Source organism: Achromobacter xylosoxidans, assembly GCF_014490035.1.
GTDB classification, from domain to species: Bacteria; Pseudomonadota; Gammaproteobacteria; order Burkholderiales; family Burkholderiaceae_B; genus Achromobacter; species Achromobacter bronchisepticus_A.
In genome coordinates, this window is sequence record NZ_CP061008.1 from 4981400 (window position 1) to 5000946 (window position 19547).

Below are 19547 nucleotides of genomic sequence, written 5' to 3' on the forward strand. Positions count from 1 at the left end.
AAGGAAAGCAGGCAACCGAGGAGACCGAAGGTGGAGAAGCGAGCCTCGCCCCGCGTGCTGATCGTGGGCGCCGGACCGGCCGGACTGAGTCTGGCGATCGAACTGGGGCACAGGAAGATTCCGTGCCTGCTCATCGAGCGCAACGACCGCGTGGGATACGCGCCGCGCGCCAAGACGACCAATGTGCGCACACGCGAACACCTACGCCGCTGGGGCATCGCCGACCGCCTGCGCGCGGCATCGCCGCTGGGCGCCTACTACCCCTCCAACGTCGTGTTCTGCACCCGCCTGGCCGGCTTCGAGCTCGCGCGGCACGAGAACGCCATGTATTGCGCCCCCGGCCGCAATCCGCTGTACTCGGAACACGCGCAATGGATTCCCCAATACACCGTGGAAGAGGTCTTGCGTTCGCATGCGGCCTCCCTGCCCGGCGTGGAGATACGGTTCCGCTCCGAACTGCTGGACCTGACACAGGATGCCGGCGGCGTGCGCGCCCGCTTGCGCGATCTGGCGCAAGGCCGCGACATCGAACTGGAAGTGGATTACCTGGTGGGAGCCGACGGCGCCCGCAGCCTGGTGCGGGACCTGATCGGCACGCGCATGGAAGGCAGCTACGGGCTGTCCCGCAACTACAACATCGTGTTCCGCGCCCCCGGACTGGCCCAGGCCCATCGGCACGGACCCGCCATCATGTACTGGCAGATCAACGGCGACGCGCCCAGCCTGATCGGCCCGATGGACAGCGGCGACACCTGGTTCTTCATGCCCACTCATGTGGACCCGCAGCGGCGCGCCAGCGACATCGACGCGCGCGCCATGATCGCCCGCGCCACCGGCATCGACCTGCCTTACGAGGTGCTCAGCAGCGACGAATGGACCGCCAGCAAGCTGCTGGGCAACCGGTACCGCCAGGGGCGCGTCTTCCTGGTGGGCGACGCCTGCCATCTGCATCCGCCCTTCGGCGGCTATGGCATGAACATGGGGGTGGCCGACAGCGTGGACCTGGGCTGGAAGCTGGCCGCGGCGCTGCAAGGCTGGGGCGGCCCCGCCCTCATCGACAGCTATGAACGGGAACGCCGGCCCGTGCACCGATGGGTACTGGACGAAGCCGAACACAACCATTCGATTCTCGGCAATCATTTGCTGGCCGACCATCTTGAAGACGCCGGCGCCGCGGGCGAACAGGCACGCCAGGAAGCCGGCGCGCGCATCTGCGCGGCCAAGATGCGCGAGTTCGCCACCCTGGGCGTGGTGCTGGGCTACCAATATGGGGACTCTCCCGTCATCGTGACTGACGGCAGCCCCGAGCCGGCCCGGGACTTCATCAACTACACGCCGTCGTCCCGCCCGGGCGCCCTGGCCCCGCATGCCTGGCTGCACGACGGCAGCTCGCTGTACGACCATTTCGGTTCGGGTTTTACGCTGCTGGCCTTGCCCACGGCGGCCGCCCGCGACGTCGATGCCGCCGTATCCGCGGCGCGGGCCGCGGGCGTGCCCTTGACGCTGATCCGCCCGGACGAAGGCGGCGTCGCCAACCTCTACCCCGCCCCCCTCACCTTGATCAGACCCGATCAGCACGTCGCCTGGCGCGGCGCCGCCTGGCCGGATACCGACCTGTACGCCCAGGTGACGGGGCGCACCTGAAACCACGACCGGCGGCGCGCTGCCCCGCGCCACCGCAATCCCAGCCTAGCGAGATCCGCCACCAAGGCGGACGACACAGGAGACCAACCATGATCCGCAATGAAGATCTGGCGCATGCCGAACAGGCTGTCGCCGGCTTTCGCAACCGCGTCCTGCCCTTGCTGTTCGCAGGATATCTGCTCAACTTCCTGGACCGCACCAACATCAGCTATGCGCAGCTGCAGATGGGCGCGGACCTGGGCATCTCCCTGGCGGCCTACGGCTTCGGCGCGGGACTGTTCTTCATCGGCTACGCCAGCGTGTGCGTGCCCGCCAACCTGGCGCTGCAACGCTTTGGCGTCAGGCGCTGGCTGGCCTGCATGTTCCTGGCCTGGGGCCTGGTCTCCTGCCTGATGGCCGCGCTGCACGGCGAAAAATCGTTCTACGCGCTGCGCTTCCTGCTGGGCGTGACGGAGGGCGGTTTCATCCCCGCCGTCAATTTCTACATCGCGTCCTGGATTCCGCCGCGCTACCGCAGCCGCATCAATTCGATCTTCATCATGGCGCTACCGCTGGCCATGATCTTCGGCGGGCCGCTGGCGGGCGCGCTGTTGAAGATCGACATCGGCATGCCGGGCTGGCGCTGGCTGTTCCTCATCGAAGGCCTGCCCACCATGCTGCTGGGCCTGCTGATCCTACGCTACCTGCCCGGCACGCCACGGGAGGCCCATTGGCTCAGCGACGACCAGCGCCAGGGTTTGCGCGCCGTCATGGAACACGAGGCTCCCGCCCGCGCCGCCTCCCCCTCCGCTTCCTGGACGCACGGATTCGCCGTCTTCCGCCAGCCCATGCTGTGGGGCTTGCTGCTGATCTTGCTGGCCGCGTATGCCGCGACCTTTGCCCTGGCGTACTTTCTTCCCACCATCCTCAAGCAGCTGTATGGCATCACGCCGCTGGAAATCGGTGCGCTGCTGATGATCCCCAACGTCGTGGCGCTGGTGTTCAGCTACGTGGTCGGGCGCAGCAGCGAACGCACCGGCGACATCCGCTGGCACCTGGCGATCGTCTGCCTGGCGGGCGCGGGCGGCTTCCTGATGCTGCACGGCGCGGCGACGGTGTCCCTGGCGGCGTTCCTCGCCGTGGTATCCATCATCACCGGCTACACCATCGCGTACTACGGTCCGCTCAATGCCGCGGTGCAGAACTACATCGGCGCAAACGCCGGCCCCCTGGCGCTGGTGACGACCATTGGCTCGCTGGGAGGCTTCTTCGGCCCGACCTTGACCGGCGCGGTCATGCAGGCCAGCGGCGGCGAATGGGAACTCGCGGCCCAGGTGTTCGCCCTGGCGACGCTGGCGAGCGCGGGCCTGGCAATCCTGTGCGTGCGCAACCGGCGCGCGGCGCCAGCCGCACAAGCAGCGGCCTCCGGCACCTGAAATCCACACAACCTACATAGCGAGTCAGACATGAGCACGAATACTCAAGCAAGGATCGCCGTCATCACCGGCGGCGCAAGCGGGATCGGCCAGGAATGCGCGCGGCAGTTGCGCGCCGAAGGCTGGCAGGTCGTGGTGTGGGACCGGACCGCCGCGGATGACGCCGTCGCCGTCGACGTTTCGGACTACGCCAGCGTGGCCCGCGCGGCGGCACAGCTGGACGGCGTAGACCTGCTGATCAACGCCGCCGGCATCGCCGGCAGCCGTGCCCCGGTTGCGGAAAAGGACCCGGCGGAATGGGCCCAGGTCCTGGCGGTGAACCTCAACGGCACCTTTTATTGCGCGCATGCCCTGTACCCGGCGCTGCGCGCCCGCGGCGGCGTCATCGTCAACATCGCATCGGTGGCCGGCATGGTCATGATGAAGGGCCGCGCCCACTACGCCGTGTCGAAGGCCGGCGTCGCGACGCTGACGCGGTCGCTGGCCAATGAATGGGCCGAAAACGGCATCCGCGTCATCGCGGTGGCGCCCGGCTACGTCAAGACGCCCTTGATCCAGCATTCCATCGACGCGGGCGAACTGGACGAGGCGCGGCTTGCGGCCATGCATCCGCTGAACCGCCTGGCAACCACCCAGGAAATCGCGGCGTCGCTCATCGCGTTGACCAGGCCGCCGTTCCTGTTCATGACCGGCTCGATCGTCACGATCGACGGCGGCATGACACTGGGTAAATAGTGCGGGGTATCGCGCGAAAGCAACAGATTGTCCCCAAATTTTCGAGCAACCCCCTTTCTATGAAATAAACCGTCACATATTACGATTACTTTCAATACATAATCTACGCAAGAAAATGCCACCGGCGTAGGGGGCCCGCTCTTGCGATGAAAGTCCTTTCCATATTCGGGACCCGTCCCGAAGCGATCAAGATGGCCCCCCTGGTGTCCGCGCTGCAAGCCGAACCCCGAATCCAGAGCGTCGTCTGCGTGACGGGCCAGCATCGCGAGATGCTGGATCAGGTGATGGCCCTGTTCGACCTGCGGGCGCAGCACGACCTGGACATCATGGTGCCCAACCAGACGCTCAACGGCCTGTTTGCGCGGCTGATCAGCCGGGTGGACAGCGTGCTGGAGGCGGAGCAGCCCGATTGCGTGCTGGTCCACGGCGACACCAGCACCGCATCGGCCTGCGCGCTGGCCTCCTTCCACCGCCGCGCCAGCATCGGCCACGTCGAAGCCGGCCTGCGCACCGGCGATCTGGCCAAGCCCTTCCCAGAGGAAATGAACCGCCGCGTGGTCGACGCGGTGGGCGACTGGCTGTTCGCGCCCACTGCGCAATCGCGCGCCAACCTGCTGCGCGAGAACCTCTCGGGACGCATCACGGTCACGGGAAATACCGTCATCGACGCGCTGGCCCTGACCTGCGCCAAGCTCGCGCCCGAAGGCGCGCTCGCGCAGCAATTGGCGGCGCGCTACGGCTGGCTGGATCCGCAGCGCCGCCTGCTGCTGGTCACCGGGCACCGGCGCGAGAGCTTCGGCGAGGGCTTCCGGAACATCTGCGCCGCCCTGGCCGAACTGGCGCGGCGCGAGGACCTGCAGATCGTCTACCCCGTGCACCTGAATCCGCAGGTGCGCAACGTGGTGATGGCGCAGCTGGACGGCCTGTCGCGCGTACATCTGATCGCCCCGCTGGATTACCTGGACTTCGTCTGGTTCATGCAGCGCGCCTACCTTATCCTGACCGACTCGGGCGGAGTGCAGGAAGAAGCGCCCTACCTGGGCAAGCCGGTGCTGGTGATGCGCGACGTCACCGAACGCCCGGAAGCCGTGCAGGCCGGCACGGTGACGCTGGTCGGCACCGATACGCAGCGCATCCTGGCCGAAGTGAACCGCCTGCTCGACAACCCGGAACTGCACGCCTCGTTCTCACGCCGCATCAATCCCTATGGCGACGGCCTCGCCAGCCTACGCATCGTCGACGCGCTTTGCGGCCGCGCCGTATCCGAGTTTGCGCCTCAAGCACCGGCCGCGGCCCGTTAGCCGCCCCACGCCCCTCACCACCGGAGCCCTCATGCCCCATGCCCCGCACTCCCCCGCCGCCCGCACCCTCTGCCGCGCCCTGATCGCCGCCGGGTTGCTGCTCCCCTTGGGAGCGATGGCCAGTCCCGCGGGCGACGCCTTGCGGCGCTTGCTGGGCGACGACTGGGTCACGCGCGACACCAGCCTGGAAGACCTGGGCATCCGCGAACCGGTGGTGCTGAGCAACAGCGACGCGCGCCAAGAGTTCTACCTGCCGGTGCCGCGCGGCGTGCCGATAGCCGACGCCACGCTGGACTTCGACGCGCGCTACATCAAGGGCGAACCGGGCCGCGCCAGCATGGTGCTGTGGGTGGACGGCGTGCCGCAGACGGCGCAGCGCATCGCCGACGGCGAGGGCTCGGCCACGCGCAAGCTGAGCGTGGAGCAACGCGTGCGCGACACCGGCTTCGTGCGGCTGGCGGTGGACTGGCAATCGGAGATCGCGCAGCGCCAGTGCGAAAGCAACCGCGCCACCGCCAACGCCTTGATGGTGTCGCCGCGCACGCGCCTGAGCTACCGCTACGACGCATCGGCCATCGGCAGCCTGGACGAAGCCTGGAGCACCCTGCCCGGCAAGCCCGTGCTGATGGTGGCGGGCGCCAAGCTCGACCAGCAGGCCTTCGACAGCGCATGGCGCATGGGCGTGGCGATGGAGCGCAGCGGCAAGCGGGTTGCGGTTCGCGCCTTCCCGGCAGTCGGCGACGAGATCGACACCCGCGGCCTGCAGGCTCCAAACGGACTGGGGCAGGTGCCGGCGTTCGCAGCCCTGGCGGCCAGTGACAAGCACAAGCTGGGCAACGCCGCGGAGATCGGCGCGCTGCTGGTCATGGGCGCCCCCGCCGTGAGCGGCGACGTGGTGATCGCCGACGCCGCGCTGCGCGCCCGCTACAACGAGGCGCTGGACGCCTTGCAGGCGCAATTGGCGCAGGACGCCGACGCCGCAGAGGCCTTCAAGGCCTGGCGCCAGCGGCGCATGCCCCTGGCCGGCCAGGACCTGCCCTCCAAGGAGATCCGCCTCGCGCCGCTGGGCCGGCAGGCGGTCATCGCCGTGGCCGCCGATGCCGGCGCGCAGGGCGCGGGCGCCTTCGACACGGCTTGGCGCCGCATCCTGGTCACACGCCAGGCTCAGGTCAAGACGGCCGAACCGCCGCAAGCCTCGGGCGAAGACGGCATGCGCCTGACCGCGCTGGGCGGATCGTCCGCCAGCTTCGACGTGGTCGCGCGCGGCGACTGGAACGCCACGTTCGCGCTGGCCGCGGTGTCGGCGGACGGAAGCATGCCGGACGAACTGGTCATGGACCTGGCCGCCGCGCCGGGCGCCTCCGCCACCCGCCCGGTCGCCTCGGTGTTCTGGAACGGCATCCTGCTAGCCGCCAAGCAGATGGACGCCGACGGCCATCCCGAACGCCTGACGGCACGCGTGCCCGGCTACGCCCTGGGCCTCACCAACGCGGTGCGCGTCACGTTCCAGCGCCAGCCGGTATCGGTCGATTGCAACGAAATCCCGCAAGGCTATCCCGTCAACGTGCTGCCCACCAGCTACGTGAAGCCGGGCCGCGCGCAGCCGGACGGCACCTTCGTGGGACTGCTGCCGCTGTTGGCGGGCAGTCCCCAGCTGCTGATCCCCGGCGGCTATCTGGCCGACGCGCCGGCCAGCCTGCAGCGCGTCATCGGCATCGCCACGGCCAGCGGCCTGTCCGCCACGCGCGCGGCGCTGTCGCTCACGCCTGCGGGCCAGGCGGCCAAGCCCGGCGGCCCCTTCGTGGCGATGGAAGTCGCGGTGGATGGCGCCAAACCCATGGTCAAGGTCACGGACCGCAAGCAGCTGACGGTGGACGGCAAGAACGCGCCCTGGCTCGACATTTCCGGCCTGGACAACCTGAGCACGGCCGAAGTGGTGCGCGCGGGCGGCCAGGACGGCCTGCTGTGGCACACGCTGGGCCAAAATCCGGTGATGCCGCAGGCGCCCTTCGTGCTGAACCGCGGCAACATCGCCATCATCGGCGCGGCGGGACCGCTGGCCTGGATAGACAGCGCCAATCCCGCGGCGGGCCAGCCGCCGGGGGCGGGTGCAAGCGCCTTCTTCGAATGGCGCAACTACCTGTCGTGGAGCGTCCCGGCGATGAGCGTGGGCCTGCTGGTCCTGCTCCTGATCCTGATCGCCGCATTGCGCGTCACCCGCAGGAAGAACAAGGACAGCAAGTAACCCGGAGGCGCCATGTCCTCGCTTTACTGGCCCTACCTCATCGCCGACTACTACCGCGGCCTGGAGATCGTGACGGCGGTGGTCGGCGTCATCATCCTGCTGTCCAGCCTGGACGACCTGTTCATCGACGGCTGGTTCTGGCTGCGCGAACTGCGCCGCGGGCTGACGGTCAAGCGCCAGTATGCGCCGCTGAGCGCGGAACAGTTGCGCGCCAAGCGGGAACAGCCGCTGGCGATCATGGTGCCGGCCTGGCTGGAGTATGACGTGATCGCGCCCATGCTGGAAAACATGGTGTCGACGCTGGAATACAAGAACTACATGATCTTCGCGGGCACCTACCAGAACGACGAGCGCACCATCAAGGAAGTGGAACGCATGCGGCGGCGCTACCGCCAACTGATACGGGTGGAAGTGCCGCACGACGGACCGACCTGCAAGGCCGACTGCCTGAACTGGATCGTGCAGGCCATCTTCGCGCAGAACGCCCAGCAGCCCGAACCCTTCGCCGGCGTGATCCTGCACGACAGCGAAGACGTGCTGCACCCGCTGGAACTCAAGTACTACAACTACCTGCTGCCGCGCATCGATTTCATCCAGTTGCCGGTCACGTCGCTGGAGCGGGAGTGGCACGAACTGGTCGCCGGCACCTACATGGACGAGTTCGCCGAATGGCACACCAAGGACCTGGTGGTGCGCGAAAGCCTGTCCAAGATGGTGCCGTCCGCCGGCGTCGGCACCTGCTTCTCGCGCCACGCGCTGGAGGTGCTGGCGGCAGAGACCAACAACCAGCCTTTCAATACCGACACGCTGACCGAGGATTACGACATCGGCGCGCGCCTGGCCCAGCGCGGCATGCGCCAGATCTTCGGCAAATTCGAGGTCGAGTACGTGACGCGCCGCCGTTCCTGGTTCGGCCTGGGGCGGGAGAAGATCTCCGCCATCAAGATGCCGCTGGGCGTGCGCGAGTACTTCCCCAACACCTTCCGCACCGCTTACCGGCAGAAGGCCCGCTGGACGCTGGGCATCGGCCTGCAAGGCTGGCAACAGGTGGGATGGACCGGGTCGCTGGCCACCAAGTATCTGCTGTTCCGCGACCGCAAGGGACTGTTCACATCCTTCATCGCGATACTGGCCTATCTGTTGCTGGCCAACTTCTTTCTCTTCTATCTGGCCGACCGCTTTGGCTGGTGGAAGGTCTACTACCCCTCCTATTTCCGTCCGGGCGGCTGGCTGGTGACGCTGATGTGGCTGAACGCGGGGGCCCTGCTGCTGCGCGTGGTGCAACGCGCGTACTTCGTCGGCCGCATGTACGGCTGGGAGCATGCGCTGCTGTCCATGCCGCGCATGATCGTCGGCAACTTCATCAACGCCATGGCGGCGGCGCGGGCTTGGCGCCTGTTCATCGGCCATCTGATCACGGGCAAGCGGCTGGCCTGGGACAAGACCATGCATGACTTCCCCTCCACCGACCAGTTGGCGCAGCAACGCCAGCGCCTGGGCGACCTGCTGCTGTCCTGGCAGGCCATCGATCACCAGATGCTGGAGCAGGCGCTGGAGATCCAGGCGCGCGAGAAGCGGCCGCTGGGCGAAATCCTGATGGAACGGGGCTGGCTCGACGAAAAGACGCTGCACGAAGCGCTGTCGTTCCAGCAAGGCGCCCCGACGCAGACCGAACACCCCGCGGACCCGCTATCGCACAGGCCCACACCTCCATGACCGTCATTTCCCGTACGCTGGCTTTCAGCGCCCTGCTGTGCGTGGCCGCAGTCCCTCAAGCGGCCGCGCAACCCGCCGCCGCAGCCGAACGTCCGCTGGAAGGCGACGCCTACCAACTCGCCGACCAGGCCTACAAGCAGTACGACGCCGGCCATTACGAAACCGCCCAGATCATGGCGGAGAACGCCATCCGCCTGCGGCCCGACGTGGCCCGCCTGCGGCTGCTGCTGGTGTACGCCCTGGAAAAGCAGGGCAAGCGCCAAGAGGCCGCGCGCGCGGCCGATGCGGCGATCGCCGACGGCCTGGGCACGCCCGAACTGCGCCAGGCCAAGGCCAACCTGCAACGCCCGCCCGCGGTAGCCGCCACGCCCGCGCAGCCTGCGGCGCAAACGCCTGCGCAAACTTCCGGGCAGGCGCCTGTACAAACCCCCGCCCCTGCCCGCAAATCCGCGCCGCAAACCCCTTACCAGCGCGCCTATCCCGTGGCGGCGCGCGCCTATGCGGACTATGGCCGCCAGGACTACGCAGCGGCGGCGGCAGGCGCCGAACGCGCCTTCCGCGCCGTGCCCAGGCAAGGCGAATGGGCCTTGCTGTGGGTGGAATCGCTGGGCGCGCAACAGCGCTATGAAGCCGCCAGCCAGGCCGTGGACACGGCGCTGGCGCTGGGCGCGCCCAACAAGGCGGCGCTACAGGCCAGGCAACAGGCCTTTCAGAAGCAGATCGCCGCGAACCAGGCGCCCGCCGCGCCGGCTCCGGGCAGCGCGGCCGCCACGGGCGCCTATGCCGCCTACGACAAGGGCGCCTACCAGGAAGCCATCGCCCTGGCGCGCCAGGCCGTGGCGCAAGCGCCGGACAACGAAAGCTATGCCCAGCTGCTGACGACCGCGCTGGCCGCCGGCAACAAGGCGCAAGCCGCCGAGGCGGAAACCCGGCTGAGCGACGCCATCGCCCGCCAGCCGGACTCGGCCCAATTGCTGGCGCAGCGCGGCTACGCGCGCCAGCGCCTGGGCCAGCCCGCGGGCGCCGCGTCCGACTTCGCGGCCGCGCGCGCCACCGGCCAGGCGCCGCCGCGCCTGATCCTGGACCAGGCCTATGCGCAGTCCGCAATGGGCGACAACCGCGCCGCCACCGACTCGCTCAAGCAAGCCATCGACATGGACGATGCCGGCCAGCTGGGCCTTACGCCGCTTGAGCGCTACAACACGCGCAGCGGCGTCGCCGCCCTGTCGCGCGAATGGGGCGGCTCGTTCTCCGCGTCTTACCGCGGTGCGCGCCCCGCCAACTCCAGCATGGGCGGCGCCGCCATCAACACGCCAGGCGACGTGGTATTCAGCACTGCGGAAATCTTCTGGCGTCCGCCGCAGCTGAACAATCGCTGGGGCATGCTCGAAGCCTATGCGCGCAGCTCAAACACGCTGTACGACGGCGGCAGCACCTACGAGTCGCGCAGGAACGTGGATCCCTGCACCGGAGAAAGCACGCCGGACAACCGCTCGGCCGACGAACGCCTGCGCAACAGCAGCTCGGCCGCGGGCATCCCCAGCACCATCGGCGCGCTGGGCCTGCGCTACCTGCTGGCCGACACCGGCGTGACCTTCGGCATAGAACGGCGTTTCTTCCTGGGGTCGGCCACCCGCCAGGGCTACGCCTATCCGGAATCCAGCGCGGTGCAATGCGCGGCGCAGCAGGCCTTCCACAGCGCCTACCCCAACCTGCAGGACCAGAGCGCGGTCGCGCGCTACAAGCTCAACGGCAACGCGGGCGGATGGATGACCTACCTCACCTACGGCTACTACCATGGCCGCGAGCTGCGCGTGGACGTGCCGAGCTGGCTCACCATCGAAGGCTATGCGCAGGGCGGCTATCTCTGGGACGACAATAGCGCCAACTACACCGCCTACTCGGTGGACTCCAAGGGCCAGCGCCAGCAGGACCTGGGCAGTTCCTCGGGCCGCCTCAAGCGCGACCAGGCCTTCCTGTCCGGCGAGCTGCGCGTGGGCCGCAGCTTCCGCGCCACCAGCATCAGCGACAAGCTGGTGCTGTTTCCGTATGCGGTGGTCGGCGCGGACTGGCTGTGGCAGAAAAGCGTGGCCAAGCTGAACGACCTGCCCGGCTACGGCAACCAGTCGGTGGTCCTGTCCGACCATGGCACCTCCTGGTCGCTGGGCGTGGGACCGGGCTTCAACGTGCGCTATTGGTTCCGCGAAGACCACTACAACGCGCCGCGCTCCTATCTGGACTTCGGCGTCCAGTACCGCACCAGCCTGGGCGGCGGCGAGAGCGACCGCGCCAAGGGCTGGTTCATGAACATGACGCTGTCGTACTGAGCCGCTGATACACACGATTACATCGATTCATAAGCCTATAACAATGATTCGGGCATAGTGCTCCGCGCCACGCAGGCAGCGCGATCGCCAGGCGTGCAAACCCCATCCCTCACCGCGTTGGAGATTGAATTGCCGATGTTCAAACAAGCCCGTATCGCCCTGACGACCGTCGCCCTGACCCTGGCCAGCAGCGCCGCCCTTGCCCAGCAGACCATGCCGGGCCAGATGCCCAACCTGGCGGCCGTGAGCGGCCAGATGCATGCCGCCGCCGAATACTGCGGCGCCTACACGGCAGCGCAGCTCGAACAGATGAAGCAACAACAGAAGACCGCGACCAGCGCCCAGGGCATGTCCGCTGCGGACTTCGACGCCGCTTTTTCGAAGTCCTACAGCCAAGCCAAGGTGCAACTGGGCACACTGAGCGCGGCCGACAAGGAAAAGACCTGCGCGCAGCTCAAGGCCATGGCCGCGGCGCAACCGCGCTGACCCTTCCCTTCCCGACCGCTAAACGGCCGCCTAGAGCGGCCATTCGCGCCGCAAGCGCTCGGCCTCGGGCGTAGGCCCGATCAGCCAGGGGTCCGCCGCAAAGGCGACCACGCTTTGCGCGCGGTAGCGCCGCGCGATGCGCAACTGCCGGCGCACGCGCGCCGCATCCGCGGAGCGGGCATTGAAGGTGGTGCCGTCCTGGCGTTCGGACGGCAGTTCCTCGAACAATTCGACGATCAGGTCGAATGGCGCGCGCCGCGCCAGCAGCATGCGATGCAGGGGCTCCAGCGCCTCATACGCCGCCATGCCGGACACGCCCACTCCGTCCTGGACCATGGGCCTCAGCTTGGCAACATCCAACAATCCGTTCCACAGGTCGGCCAGGCTCAGCGCTCCTGGCAATTTGCTGTGATAGGTGGAAATGGCGGGCGCGCGTCCCGTCTGTTGCGCAAGCGGATCGGACAGCTCGCGCAGCCATTGCGCCAACCGCGCCTGGCGGCCGGGCGCGGCCCAACTGTGCTGCTCGATCTCGTAGGGGATGTACCAGCCGCGAAACGCCGCCAGCCCGGTCGCGTTCGACGCCCCCGCATAGGCCAGCGCCTGCGTCTGCGCGGCTTGCAGGAATTCGGCCAGCGCCGCGTCATCCGGATTGCCAAGCTGTCGCCACCAGCGCTCGTCGTAGGGCAGGCCCAGTTGCAGCCCCATGCCCAGACGCTCGGCCTCGTCGAAGATCAGCGCCAGCGTGGGCGCGGGCAGTTGCCAGGGCTGCGCCCCGCCGCTGGCGCCTACCCACTGGATGATGATCTCGCGGAATCCCAGCGCATGCATGGCGGCGATGCGTTCGCGCCAGGCCTCTGGACTCAATTCCAGATGGCTGGGCCAAAGCTGCCAGAAGGTACTTTGCACCGACCAGGCCGGCGCGCAGGCGGGCAGGCTGGCGGCCAGCGCCGCCGCGCCCAGGCCCTGCAACAGACGCCGCCGGCCGGTGGAAGCAGGCGCAGAAGCCTGCATGGGCTGCCTGGCGATAGGACTTATCCTGCGCGGTTGCCGAAGATGCCGGACAAGGACGCCAGCAGGTCGGCCGGGTTGAATTGCTGTTCGCCCTGGACCTCGCCGTTGGGCGTCGCCTTGTCCACCAGCTGCGGCAGCAGCGAGGACAGCGAACCCAGCACGGAGTCCGTGTCCTGGCCGGTCTTGGCGGCCAGTTCGTTGACGACGCCAGGGTCCAGCACGGAACCGAGCTGATCGGCGCTGACCGGCATGTTCTGGCCGGTGCCCACCCACGAGGCCACGATCTCGCTCAAGCCGCCCTTCTGGAAGCTGGCGATCAGGCCGGTCAGGCCGCCCGGGTACTTGTTCAGTTGCTCGATCAGCGCGGGCAGCAGCGAAGCCGAGCCCCCTTGCTGACCGCCGCCGGCCATCGAGGCCAAGGTATCCAATAGGCTCATCATCGTGCTCCTGAAAAAACGGAGATTCAGTATAGGCCCATGCCTGCCGCCCTGCCTGTCATCCGATGGATGACACCCGGCATCTTTACAAAGCTTATCGATTCCGACCCGTCAGTTGGCGGTTTTTCCTGCCTGCAGGGCCTGCAAGGACTTCAGGCCGGCGCGGCCGTCCGGCCGCAGGCCCAGTTCGCGCTGCACCGTCTGCAGGGCTTGCCGGGTACGGGCGCCGATCATGCCATCGGGTTCGCCGATCTCATAGCCCCGGGCAATCAGCAGCCGCTGCAATTCCCGCCGCTGCGCGCGCGACAGGCCCGGATCGTCGGTCGGCCAGGGCTGCGCCAGCGGACCGCCGCCGCGCAGCCTGTCGGACAGGTGGGCGATGGCCAGCGCATAGCTTTCCGCGGCGTTGTAGGAGTACAGGGCGTCGAAGTTGCGCGTGACCAGGAAGGCGGGACCTTTGCTGCCAGCCAGCAGCAGCAGGCCCGCCGGCGTGTCGCCCGCGGGCAGCGGCTGACCATCGGCGCGCGTCACGCCCCGCCCCGCCCAATACGACATGGCGCGCTTGTTCTTGCGGCCCGCGCCCGACGTATCCAGGCCCGCCGGCAGGCGGACTTCATAGCCCCATTGCAGCGCGCTGTTCCAGCCCGCCCGCTTGAGAAAGTTGGCCGTCGATGCCAGCGCGTCCGGCACGCTGTCGACCAGGTCGCGGCGGCCGTCGCCATCGAAGTCCACCGCCAGCCGCAAGTACGTCGAGGGCATGAACTGGGTCTGGCCGAAGGCGCCCGCCCAGGAGCCGGTCAAACGTTCTGGCGCGATGTGCTCGTCCTGGATGATCTTCAGCGTGGCAAAGAACTCGCCGCGGAAATAGGCCTGGCGCCGGCCGAAGCAGGACAGCGTGGACAGCGACGTCAGCAGGGGCCGGCCGCCCAGCGTGCGGCCGTAGTTGCTTTCCACGCCCCACACCGCGGCTATGGTGGCCGCGTCCACGCCGTAGCGCGACGCGGCGCGGTCCAGGTCGGACTGCCAGCGCGCCATGCCGGCTTGGCCGTCGGCCACGCGCTCATCGTCGACCAGAGCCGCCATGTAGTCCCAGATGGGCGTCTTGAATTCCGGCTGGGCGTCCAGCAGATTCAGCACCGTCATGTCGGGCGCGAGCCCCGCCGTCTGGGTGTCGAAGGTAGCGCCCGACACGCCGGCCTTGAGCGCCGGGCCGCGCAATTGCGCAAGGCAGGCCGCGAACGCGTCGGCGGCCGATGCGGCAGGCGCCAGCGAAATGAGCGCGCCTCCCGTCAAGAAGATGGTCAGTGGACGCAAGCAGCGGGTCCGCAGCGCTTTGATGAAAGTGTCGGTGCTCATGTTTTCCAATCAACCGGCCTGCAGCGCGGCAAGCTCGGCGTCGTCGAATCCGGCGGCGCGGCGCGCCTCCAGGTTGAAGGGGCCGCGCAGCCGGGGCGCGTCGTAACGCTGCGCCAGTTCGGCATAACTGGACACGGGATCCTTGCCCGCCTGCGCGCACAGCTGCTTGTACCAATGATTGCCGATGGCCACGTGGCCGATCTCGTCGGCCAGGATGATGTCGACGATGGCGGCGCTTTCCGCGTCGCCCGCTCCCGCCAGCTTGGCGCGGATCGCGGGAGAAGCGTCCAGGCCGCGCGCCTCCAGCGTGCGCGGCACCAGGGCCAGGCGGGCCAGCAGATCCTCTTGCGTGCGCTGCGCCATGTCCCACAGGCCGTTGTGGGCGGGGAAGTCGCCATAGGCGCACCCCATGGCGGCCAGGCGCTGCCTGAGCAGATCGAAGTGATAGGCCTCTTCGCGCGCCACGCGCAGCCAGTCGAGGTAGAAGGCTTGAGGCATGCCGGCAAAGCGCCACATGATGTCCAGCGCCAGGTTGATGGCATTGAATTCGATGTGCGCCAGCGCGTGCAGCAGCGCCGCGCGCCCTTCCTCGGTGGCCATGGAACGCTGCTTGACCTGGGCCGGAGCCACCAGCTCGGGCCGGGCTGGACGGCCCGGCAGTCCAGCCGTGGGCGTGTATGTCCGCTCGCAGTCCAGCGCCGCCTCATCCGACATGGCGCGCACTGCCGCCAGCTTGTCCTGCCAGGCCGTCGCGGCCAGGGCCGCCAGCGCCTGCCCGCGCAGGCAATCCTGGCGATGCCCGGCCGCGGCGGGCGTCGTGTTGCTATCCATATGCTTCTCTGTGCCGGGCGGCCTCGCGCCCACCCGAAATCCCTTGAAAGCGCCGTGGCCGCAGGCCGCGCGCATACACGGAGACTTTATCATTCACCCATGGATTCCCTGCGCCTGACCATAGAGACCGACCTGTCCCGCATCGACGCCCAGCAATGGGACGCGCTGGCAGGCGACCAGCCCTTTCTGCGCCATGCGTTCCTGCGCGCGCTGCACGAGACCGGCTGCGCCGCGCCTCAGACCGGATGGGCTCCGCATTACCTGGCGCTGTGGCGCGACGATGCGTTGGCCGCCGCTGCACCGCTGTACCTGAAATCCCATTCGCGCGGCGAGTATGTATTCGACTACGCCTGGGCCGACGCCTTCCAGCGCCACGGGCTGCGCTACTACCCCAAGCTGCTGTCGGCCATTCCGTTCACCCCGGTCACCGGTCCCAGGCTGCTGGCCGGCAACGATGAGGATCGCGCCACGCTGGTGCGCGGGCTGGTCGCCTTCGCCGAAGAGATCAAGGTGTCGTCGCTGCACCTGCTGTTCCCTGCCGAGGCCGACATGCGCGCGCTGCGCGAGGCCGGCTTCATGATCCGCGAAAGCGTGCAGTTCCACTGGACCAATCCGGGCTACGCGGACTTCGACGCCTTTCTGGCCACGATGAGCCACGACAAGCGCAAGAAGATCCGCCAGGATCGCAAGAAGGTCGCGGCCGCCGGGCTGTCGTACCGCTGGCTGCGCGGCGCGGAAATCGGCGAGACCGAGCTGGACTTCTTCTACGAATGCTATTGCCGCACCTACTTCAGCCATGGCAATCCGCCCTACCTGAACCACGAATTCTTCCGCCGCGCGTACCGCGAACAGCCCGAGGCCTTCGTGCTGATCCTGGCAGAGCGCGACGGCCAGCCGGTGGCCGCCGCACTCAACCTGGCGGGCGGCGACGCGCTGTATGGGCGTTACTGGGGCGCGACCGAATACGTTCCGGGGCTGCACTTCGAGACCTGCTACATGCAGTCCATCGCCTACTGCATCGCCCACGGCATCGCCCGCTTCGAGGGCGGCGCGCAAGGCGAACACAAGATGGCGCGCGGGCTGCTGCCCACGCCCACCTGGTCGGCGCACTGGGTCGCGCATCCCGGCTTCGCGGACGCGATCCAGAACTTCCTGGACGAGGAAACCGCGGCGGTGACGGATTATCTGGGAGAGCTGGAAACGCACTCCCCGTTCAAGCGGCCGCGGGAAGGCTGAGGGCTAGAGGAAGCGGTCCAGCAGCTTGCGGCTGTGCTTGTCCAGCGACTGGATGTCGCGCACCAGATAGAAGATGCCGTGGCTGTCGGCGATCAACAGGGTCTGCGGACTGAGGCGGCGGATGTCCTCTTCGCCGCGCAGCGTGAACGAGGTGGGGCCGCGGTCGGTATCGACCTGCCAGGTGCTGGGGGTGGCAAAGGTGGAGACGCTGGCCAGCTTGCGGATCTCGGGCATGAACTCCCGGCTCGCCAGTTCTTCCTCGATCAACTCGCGCTGCGGAGACGGCACATCGGACAGGTGTTCGATCCAGAGCAGTTCGCGCCCGTCCACCGTCACGAGCGACAAGCCGCGGCCAGGCTCGCTGATGGGAAAGGCGCGCACGGGCAGCACGCCCTCGTGGTTCTGGCCATCGGCGGACTGGAACTCCAGGCGCCCGAAGGCATTGCGGCGCAGCTGAAAAGACGGCAAGGTCATGACGATAATTCCGGTTCCGCGTCAGGCCACGGCGGCCATGTCTTCGCTGCCCGACGCCTGCGCGTCGGCCTCGGCCTGGCGCGCCTGCGCCTGGTACAGGCGGTAGTAGGCGCCCTCGCGGGCCATCAGTTCTTCGTGCGGACCCTGCTCCACGATCTGGCCGCGGTCCAGCACCACCAGGCGGTCCGCCTTGCGCAAGGTGCTCAGGCGGTGGGCGATGGCGATCGTGGTGCGGCCGCGCACCAGGTTGTCCAGCGCCTTCTGGATTTCCTTTTCGGTGGTGGTGTCCACCGACGAGGTGGCCTCGTCCAGGATCAGGATGCGCGGATCGATCAGCAGCGCGCGCGCGATCGAGATGCGCTGGCGCTCGCCGCCGGACAGGGCCTGGCCGCGTTCGCCGACCAGCGAGTCGTAGCCGTGCGGCAGCCGCAGAATGAATTCATGCGCATGCGCGGCGCGCGCCGCCGCCACGATTTCGTCGCGGGTGGCGTCCGGCTTGCCGTAGGCGATGTTCTCGGCGATGGTGCCGAAGAACAGGAACGGCTCCTGCAGCACCAGCCCGATGTTGCGGCGGTAGTCCGCCACGCGCACCGAACGGATATCGGCGCCGTCCACCAGCACCGCCCCTTCGGACACGTCGTAGAAGCGGCAGATCAGGTTGATCAAGGTGCTCTTGCCCGAGCCGCTGTGACCCACCAGGCCGATCATCTCGCCCGGCGCGATGTTCAGGTTCAAGCCGCGGATAACCTGGCGGTTGCCGTAGCGGAAGCCCACGTCGCGCAACTCGATGCGGCCGTTGATATGCGGCAGCTTGGCGGGATTCTGCGGTTCCGGCACGCTGGAGACATGGTCCAGGATATCGAAGATGCGCTTGGCGCCGGCAGCCGCTTTCTGCGTGACCGAGACGATACGGCTCATCGAATCCAGGCGCATGTAGAAGCGCCCGATATAGGCCAGGAAGGCGGCCAGCACGCCGACGGTGATCTGCTTCTGCGACACCTGCCAGATGCCGAAGATCCACACCACCAGCAGGCCCACTTCGGTCAGCAGCGTGACCGTGGGCGAGAACAGCGACCAGGTGGTGTTCACGCGGTCGTTGACTTCCAGGTTGCGGTTGTTGGCTTCGCGGAAACGCGCCACTTCGCGCTTTTCCTGCGCGAAAGCCTTGACCACGCGGATGCCCGGGATGGTGTCGGCCAGGACGTTGGTGATCTCCGACCAGATGCGGTCGACCTTTTCGAAGCCATGGCGCAGGCGGTCGCGCACCGCGTGGATCATCCAGATGATGAACGGCAGCGGCACCAGCGTGACCAGCGCCAGCCACGGATTGATGGACACCAGGATGACCGCGGTCATGCAGATCATCAGGATGTCGTTGGCGAAGTCCAGCAAATGCAGCGACAGGAACACGCAGATGCGGTCGGTTTCGCTGCCGATGCGGGAAATCAGGTCCCCGGTGCGCTTGCCGCCGAAATACTCCAGCGACAACTGCTGCAGGTGCTCATAAGTGGTGGTGCGCAGGTCCGCGCCGATGCGCTCGCTGACCCAGGCCAGGATGTAGGTCCGGGCCCAGCCCAGGCCCCAGGCCAGGAAAGCCGAGGCCAGCAGCCCGCCCAGATAGAGGCGGACCTTGTCGTAATCGATGGGCGCGCCGTTCTGGAACGGAATCAGCACGTCATCCATCAGCGGCATGGTCAGGTACGGCGGCACCAGGGTGGCGGCCGTGCCCAGCAGGGTCAGCACGAAACCCGCCAGCAGCGGCCCGCGGTAAGGGCGGGCGAAACGCCACAGGCGCAGCAGCGCCCAAGTGGTGGATGGCGCCGCCTGTTCCTGGTTGCAGGTCGGGCATTCTTCCTCGCCCGCCGGAATGACGTTATTACAGACGGTGCAGGTGCGCTCCGCCAGTTCCTCGTCCTGATGGCCCGACAAACGGATGGCCTGCTGGGTCTCGAACTGCGCCAGCAGCTTCAACGCGGCCGGATTGCGCGCCAGCGTAAAACGCCACGCGCCCAGGCGGGAGCCATCGTCGTGCAATTCCAGCAGCGCGGCGCCGGCGTGGTCGGTCAGGCTCAGCTTTAATTGGGGGCCGTATGCCCAGGATTCCCAGCGCGGTTCGTCGGGATGGCGGGCCAGCAGCCGGCGGTCGGTGGCGGCGATCAGCCCCGGACGGAACTTCAGGCGCTGATCCAGGTCTATTTCAACCCAGGCCAACAAGGTTTCGCCGTCCGCCAGTTCGGCGCTGATTTCATCGCGCCAGCGGGCAGGAAAGGCTTCGGCAAGGCCGGAAAGCAGGTTTGGTTTTTTCATTGGAACGCATACCGGGCCAGGACTCT

At 67.9% G+C, this 19547-nt stretch carries 15 protein-coding genes; 9 read left to right on the forward strand and 6 right to left on the reverse strand.

Annotated features, from left to right (window positions below; genetic code table 11):
* Nucleotides 1–30 precede the first annotated feature (30 nt).
* The 8 genes from IAG39_RS23145 (at nucleotide 31) to IAG39_RS23180 (ending at nucleotide 11869) form a co-directional block, all read left to right on the forward strand.
* Nucleotides 31–1644, forward strand: a complete 1614-nt coding sequence (locus IAG39_RS23145) for an FAD-dependent monooxygenase (RefSeq protein WP_118933424.1) — start codon at nucleotides 31–33, stop codon at nucleotides 1642–1644.
* 89 nt (nucleotides 1645–1733) lie between these two features.
* Nucleotides 1734–3059 (forward strand): MFS transporter, encoded by a 1326-nt coding sequence (locus IAG39_RS23150; RefSeq protein ID WP_118933425.1) that lies wholly within the window; start codon nucleotides 1734–1736, stop codon nucleotides 3057–3059.
* Nucleotides 3060–3089: 30 nt separating this feature from the next.
* The gene (locus IAG39_RS23155) at nucleotides 3090–3794 is read left to right on the forward strand and encodes an SDR family NAD(P)-dependent oxidoreductase (RefSeq protein WP_118933426.1); all 705 of its coding nucleotides are present in this window, start codon (nucleotides 3090–3092) and stop codon (nucleotides 3792–3794) included.
* Between the two features lie 146 nt (nucleotides 3795–3940).
* Nucleotides 3941–5095 carry a non-hydrolyzing UDP-N-acetylglucosamine 2-epimerase gene (gene wecB / locus IAG39_RS23160; RefSeq protein ID WP_118933427.1) on the forward strand — a complete coding sequence of 385 codons (1155 nt, stop codon included), beginning with the start codon at nucleotides 3941–3943 and terminating at the stop codon, nucleotides 5093–5095.
* Between the two features lie 31 nt (nucleotides 5096–5126).
* Nucleotides 5127–7340 (forward strand): cellulose biosynthesis cyclic di-GMP-binding regulatory protein BcsB, encoded by a 2214-nt coding sequence (locus tag IAG39_RS23165; RefSeq protein ID WP_118933428.1) that lies wholly within the window; start codon nucleotides 5127–5129, stop codon nucleotides 7338–7340.
* Nucleotides 7341–7352: 12 nt separating this feature from the next.
* Nucleotides 7353–9056 carry a glycosyl transferase family protein gene (locus IAG39_RS23170; RefSeq protein ID WP_059374572.1) on the forward strand — a complete coding sequence of 568 codons (1704 nt, stop codon included), beginning with the start codon at nucleotides 7353–7355 and terminating at the stop codon, nucleotides 9054–9056.
* Nucleotides 9053–11383, forward strand: coding sequence for an NfrA family protein (locus IAG39_RS23175; protein WP_187774062.1), 2331 nt, complete (start codon nucleotides 9053–9055; stop codon nucleotides 11381–11383). Before IAG39_RS23170 ends, IAG39_RS23175 begins: the two co-directional genes overlap by 4 nt.
* A gap of 135 nt (nucleotides 11384–11518) precedes the next feature.
* Entirely contained in the window at nucleotides 11519–11869 is a 351-nt protein-coding gene (locus IAG39_RS23180; protein WP_059374579.1) for a hypothetical protein, read from the forward strand.
* Between the two features lie 30 nt (nucleotides 11870–11899).
* On the opposite strand, the gene IAG39_RS23185 is transcribed toward IAG39_RS23180, so the two are convergent.
* From IAG39_RS23185 to IAG39_RS23200, 4 genes are all read right to left on the reverse strand, one after another.
* Complete coding sequence (locus IAG39_RS23185) at nucleotides 11900–12880, reverse strand: DUF4434 domain-containing protein (protein ID WP_118934230.1); 981 nt, start codon at nucleotides 12878–12880, stop codon at nucleotides 11900–11902.
* Between the two features lie 20 nt (nucleotides 12881–12900).
* Nucleotides 12901–13317, reverse strand: coding sequence for a YidB family protein (locus IAG39_RS23190; protein ID WP_054450829.1), 417 nt, complete (start codon nucleotides 13315–13317; stop codon nucleotides 12901–12903).
* A gap of 111 nt (nucleotides 13318–13428) precedes the next feature.
* The gene (locus IAG39_RS23195; RefSeq protein WP_223283485.1) at nucleotides 13429–14673 is read right to left on the reverse strand and encodes a lytic murein transglycosylase; all 1245 of its coding nucleotides are present in this window, start codon (nucleotides 14671–14673) and stop codon (nucleotides 13429–13431) included.
* Nucleotides 14674–14682: 9 nt separating this feature from the next.
* Entirely contained in the window at nucleotides 14683–15504 is an 822-nt protein-coding gene (locus tag IAG39_RS23200; RefSeq protein ID WP_118934248.1) for a ferritin-like domain-containing protein, read from the reverse strand.
* Nucleotides 15505–15603: 99 nt separating this feature from the next.
* On the opposite strand from IAG39_RS23200, the gene IAG39_RS23205 reads away from it, so the two are divergent.
* Nucleotides 15604–16740, forward strand: a complete 1137-nt coding sequence (locus IAG39_RS23205; protein WP_118934232.1) for a GNAT family N-acetyltransferase — start codon at nucleotides 15604–15606, stop codon at nucleotides 16738–16740.
* Between the two features lie 3 nt (nucleotides 16741–16743).
* On the opposite strand, the gene IAG39_RS23210 is transcribed toward IAG39_RS23205, so the two are convergent.
* Both IAG39_RS23210 and IAG39_RS23215 read right to left on the reverse strand, forming a co-directional pair.
* A complete protein-coding gene (locus IAG39_RS23210; protein ID WP_059374585.1) occupies nucleotides 16744–17214 on the reverse strand; it encodes a DUF1854 domain-containing protein in 471 nt (156 codons plus the stop codon).
* Nucleotides 17215–17235: 21 nt separating this feature from the next.
* Complete coding sequence (locus IAG39_RS23215) at nucleotides 17236–19521, reverse strand: ABC transporter ATP-binding protein (RefSeq protein WP_118934235.1); 2286 nt, start codon at nucleotides 19519–19521, stop codon at nucleotides 17236–17238.
* Between the last annotated feature and the right edge of the window lie 26 nt (nucleotides 19522–19547).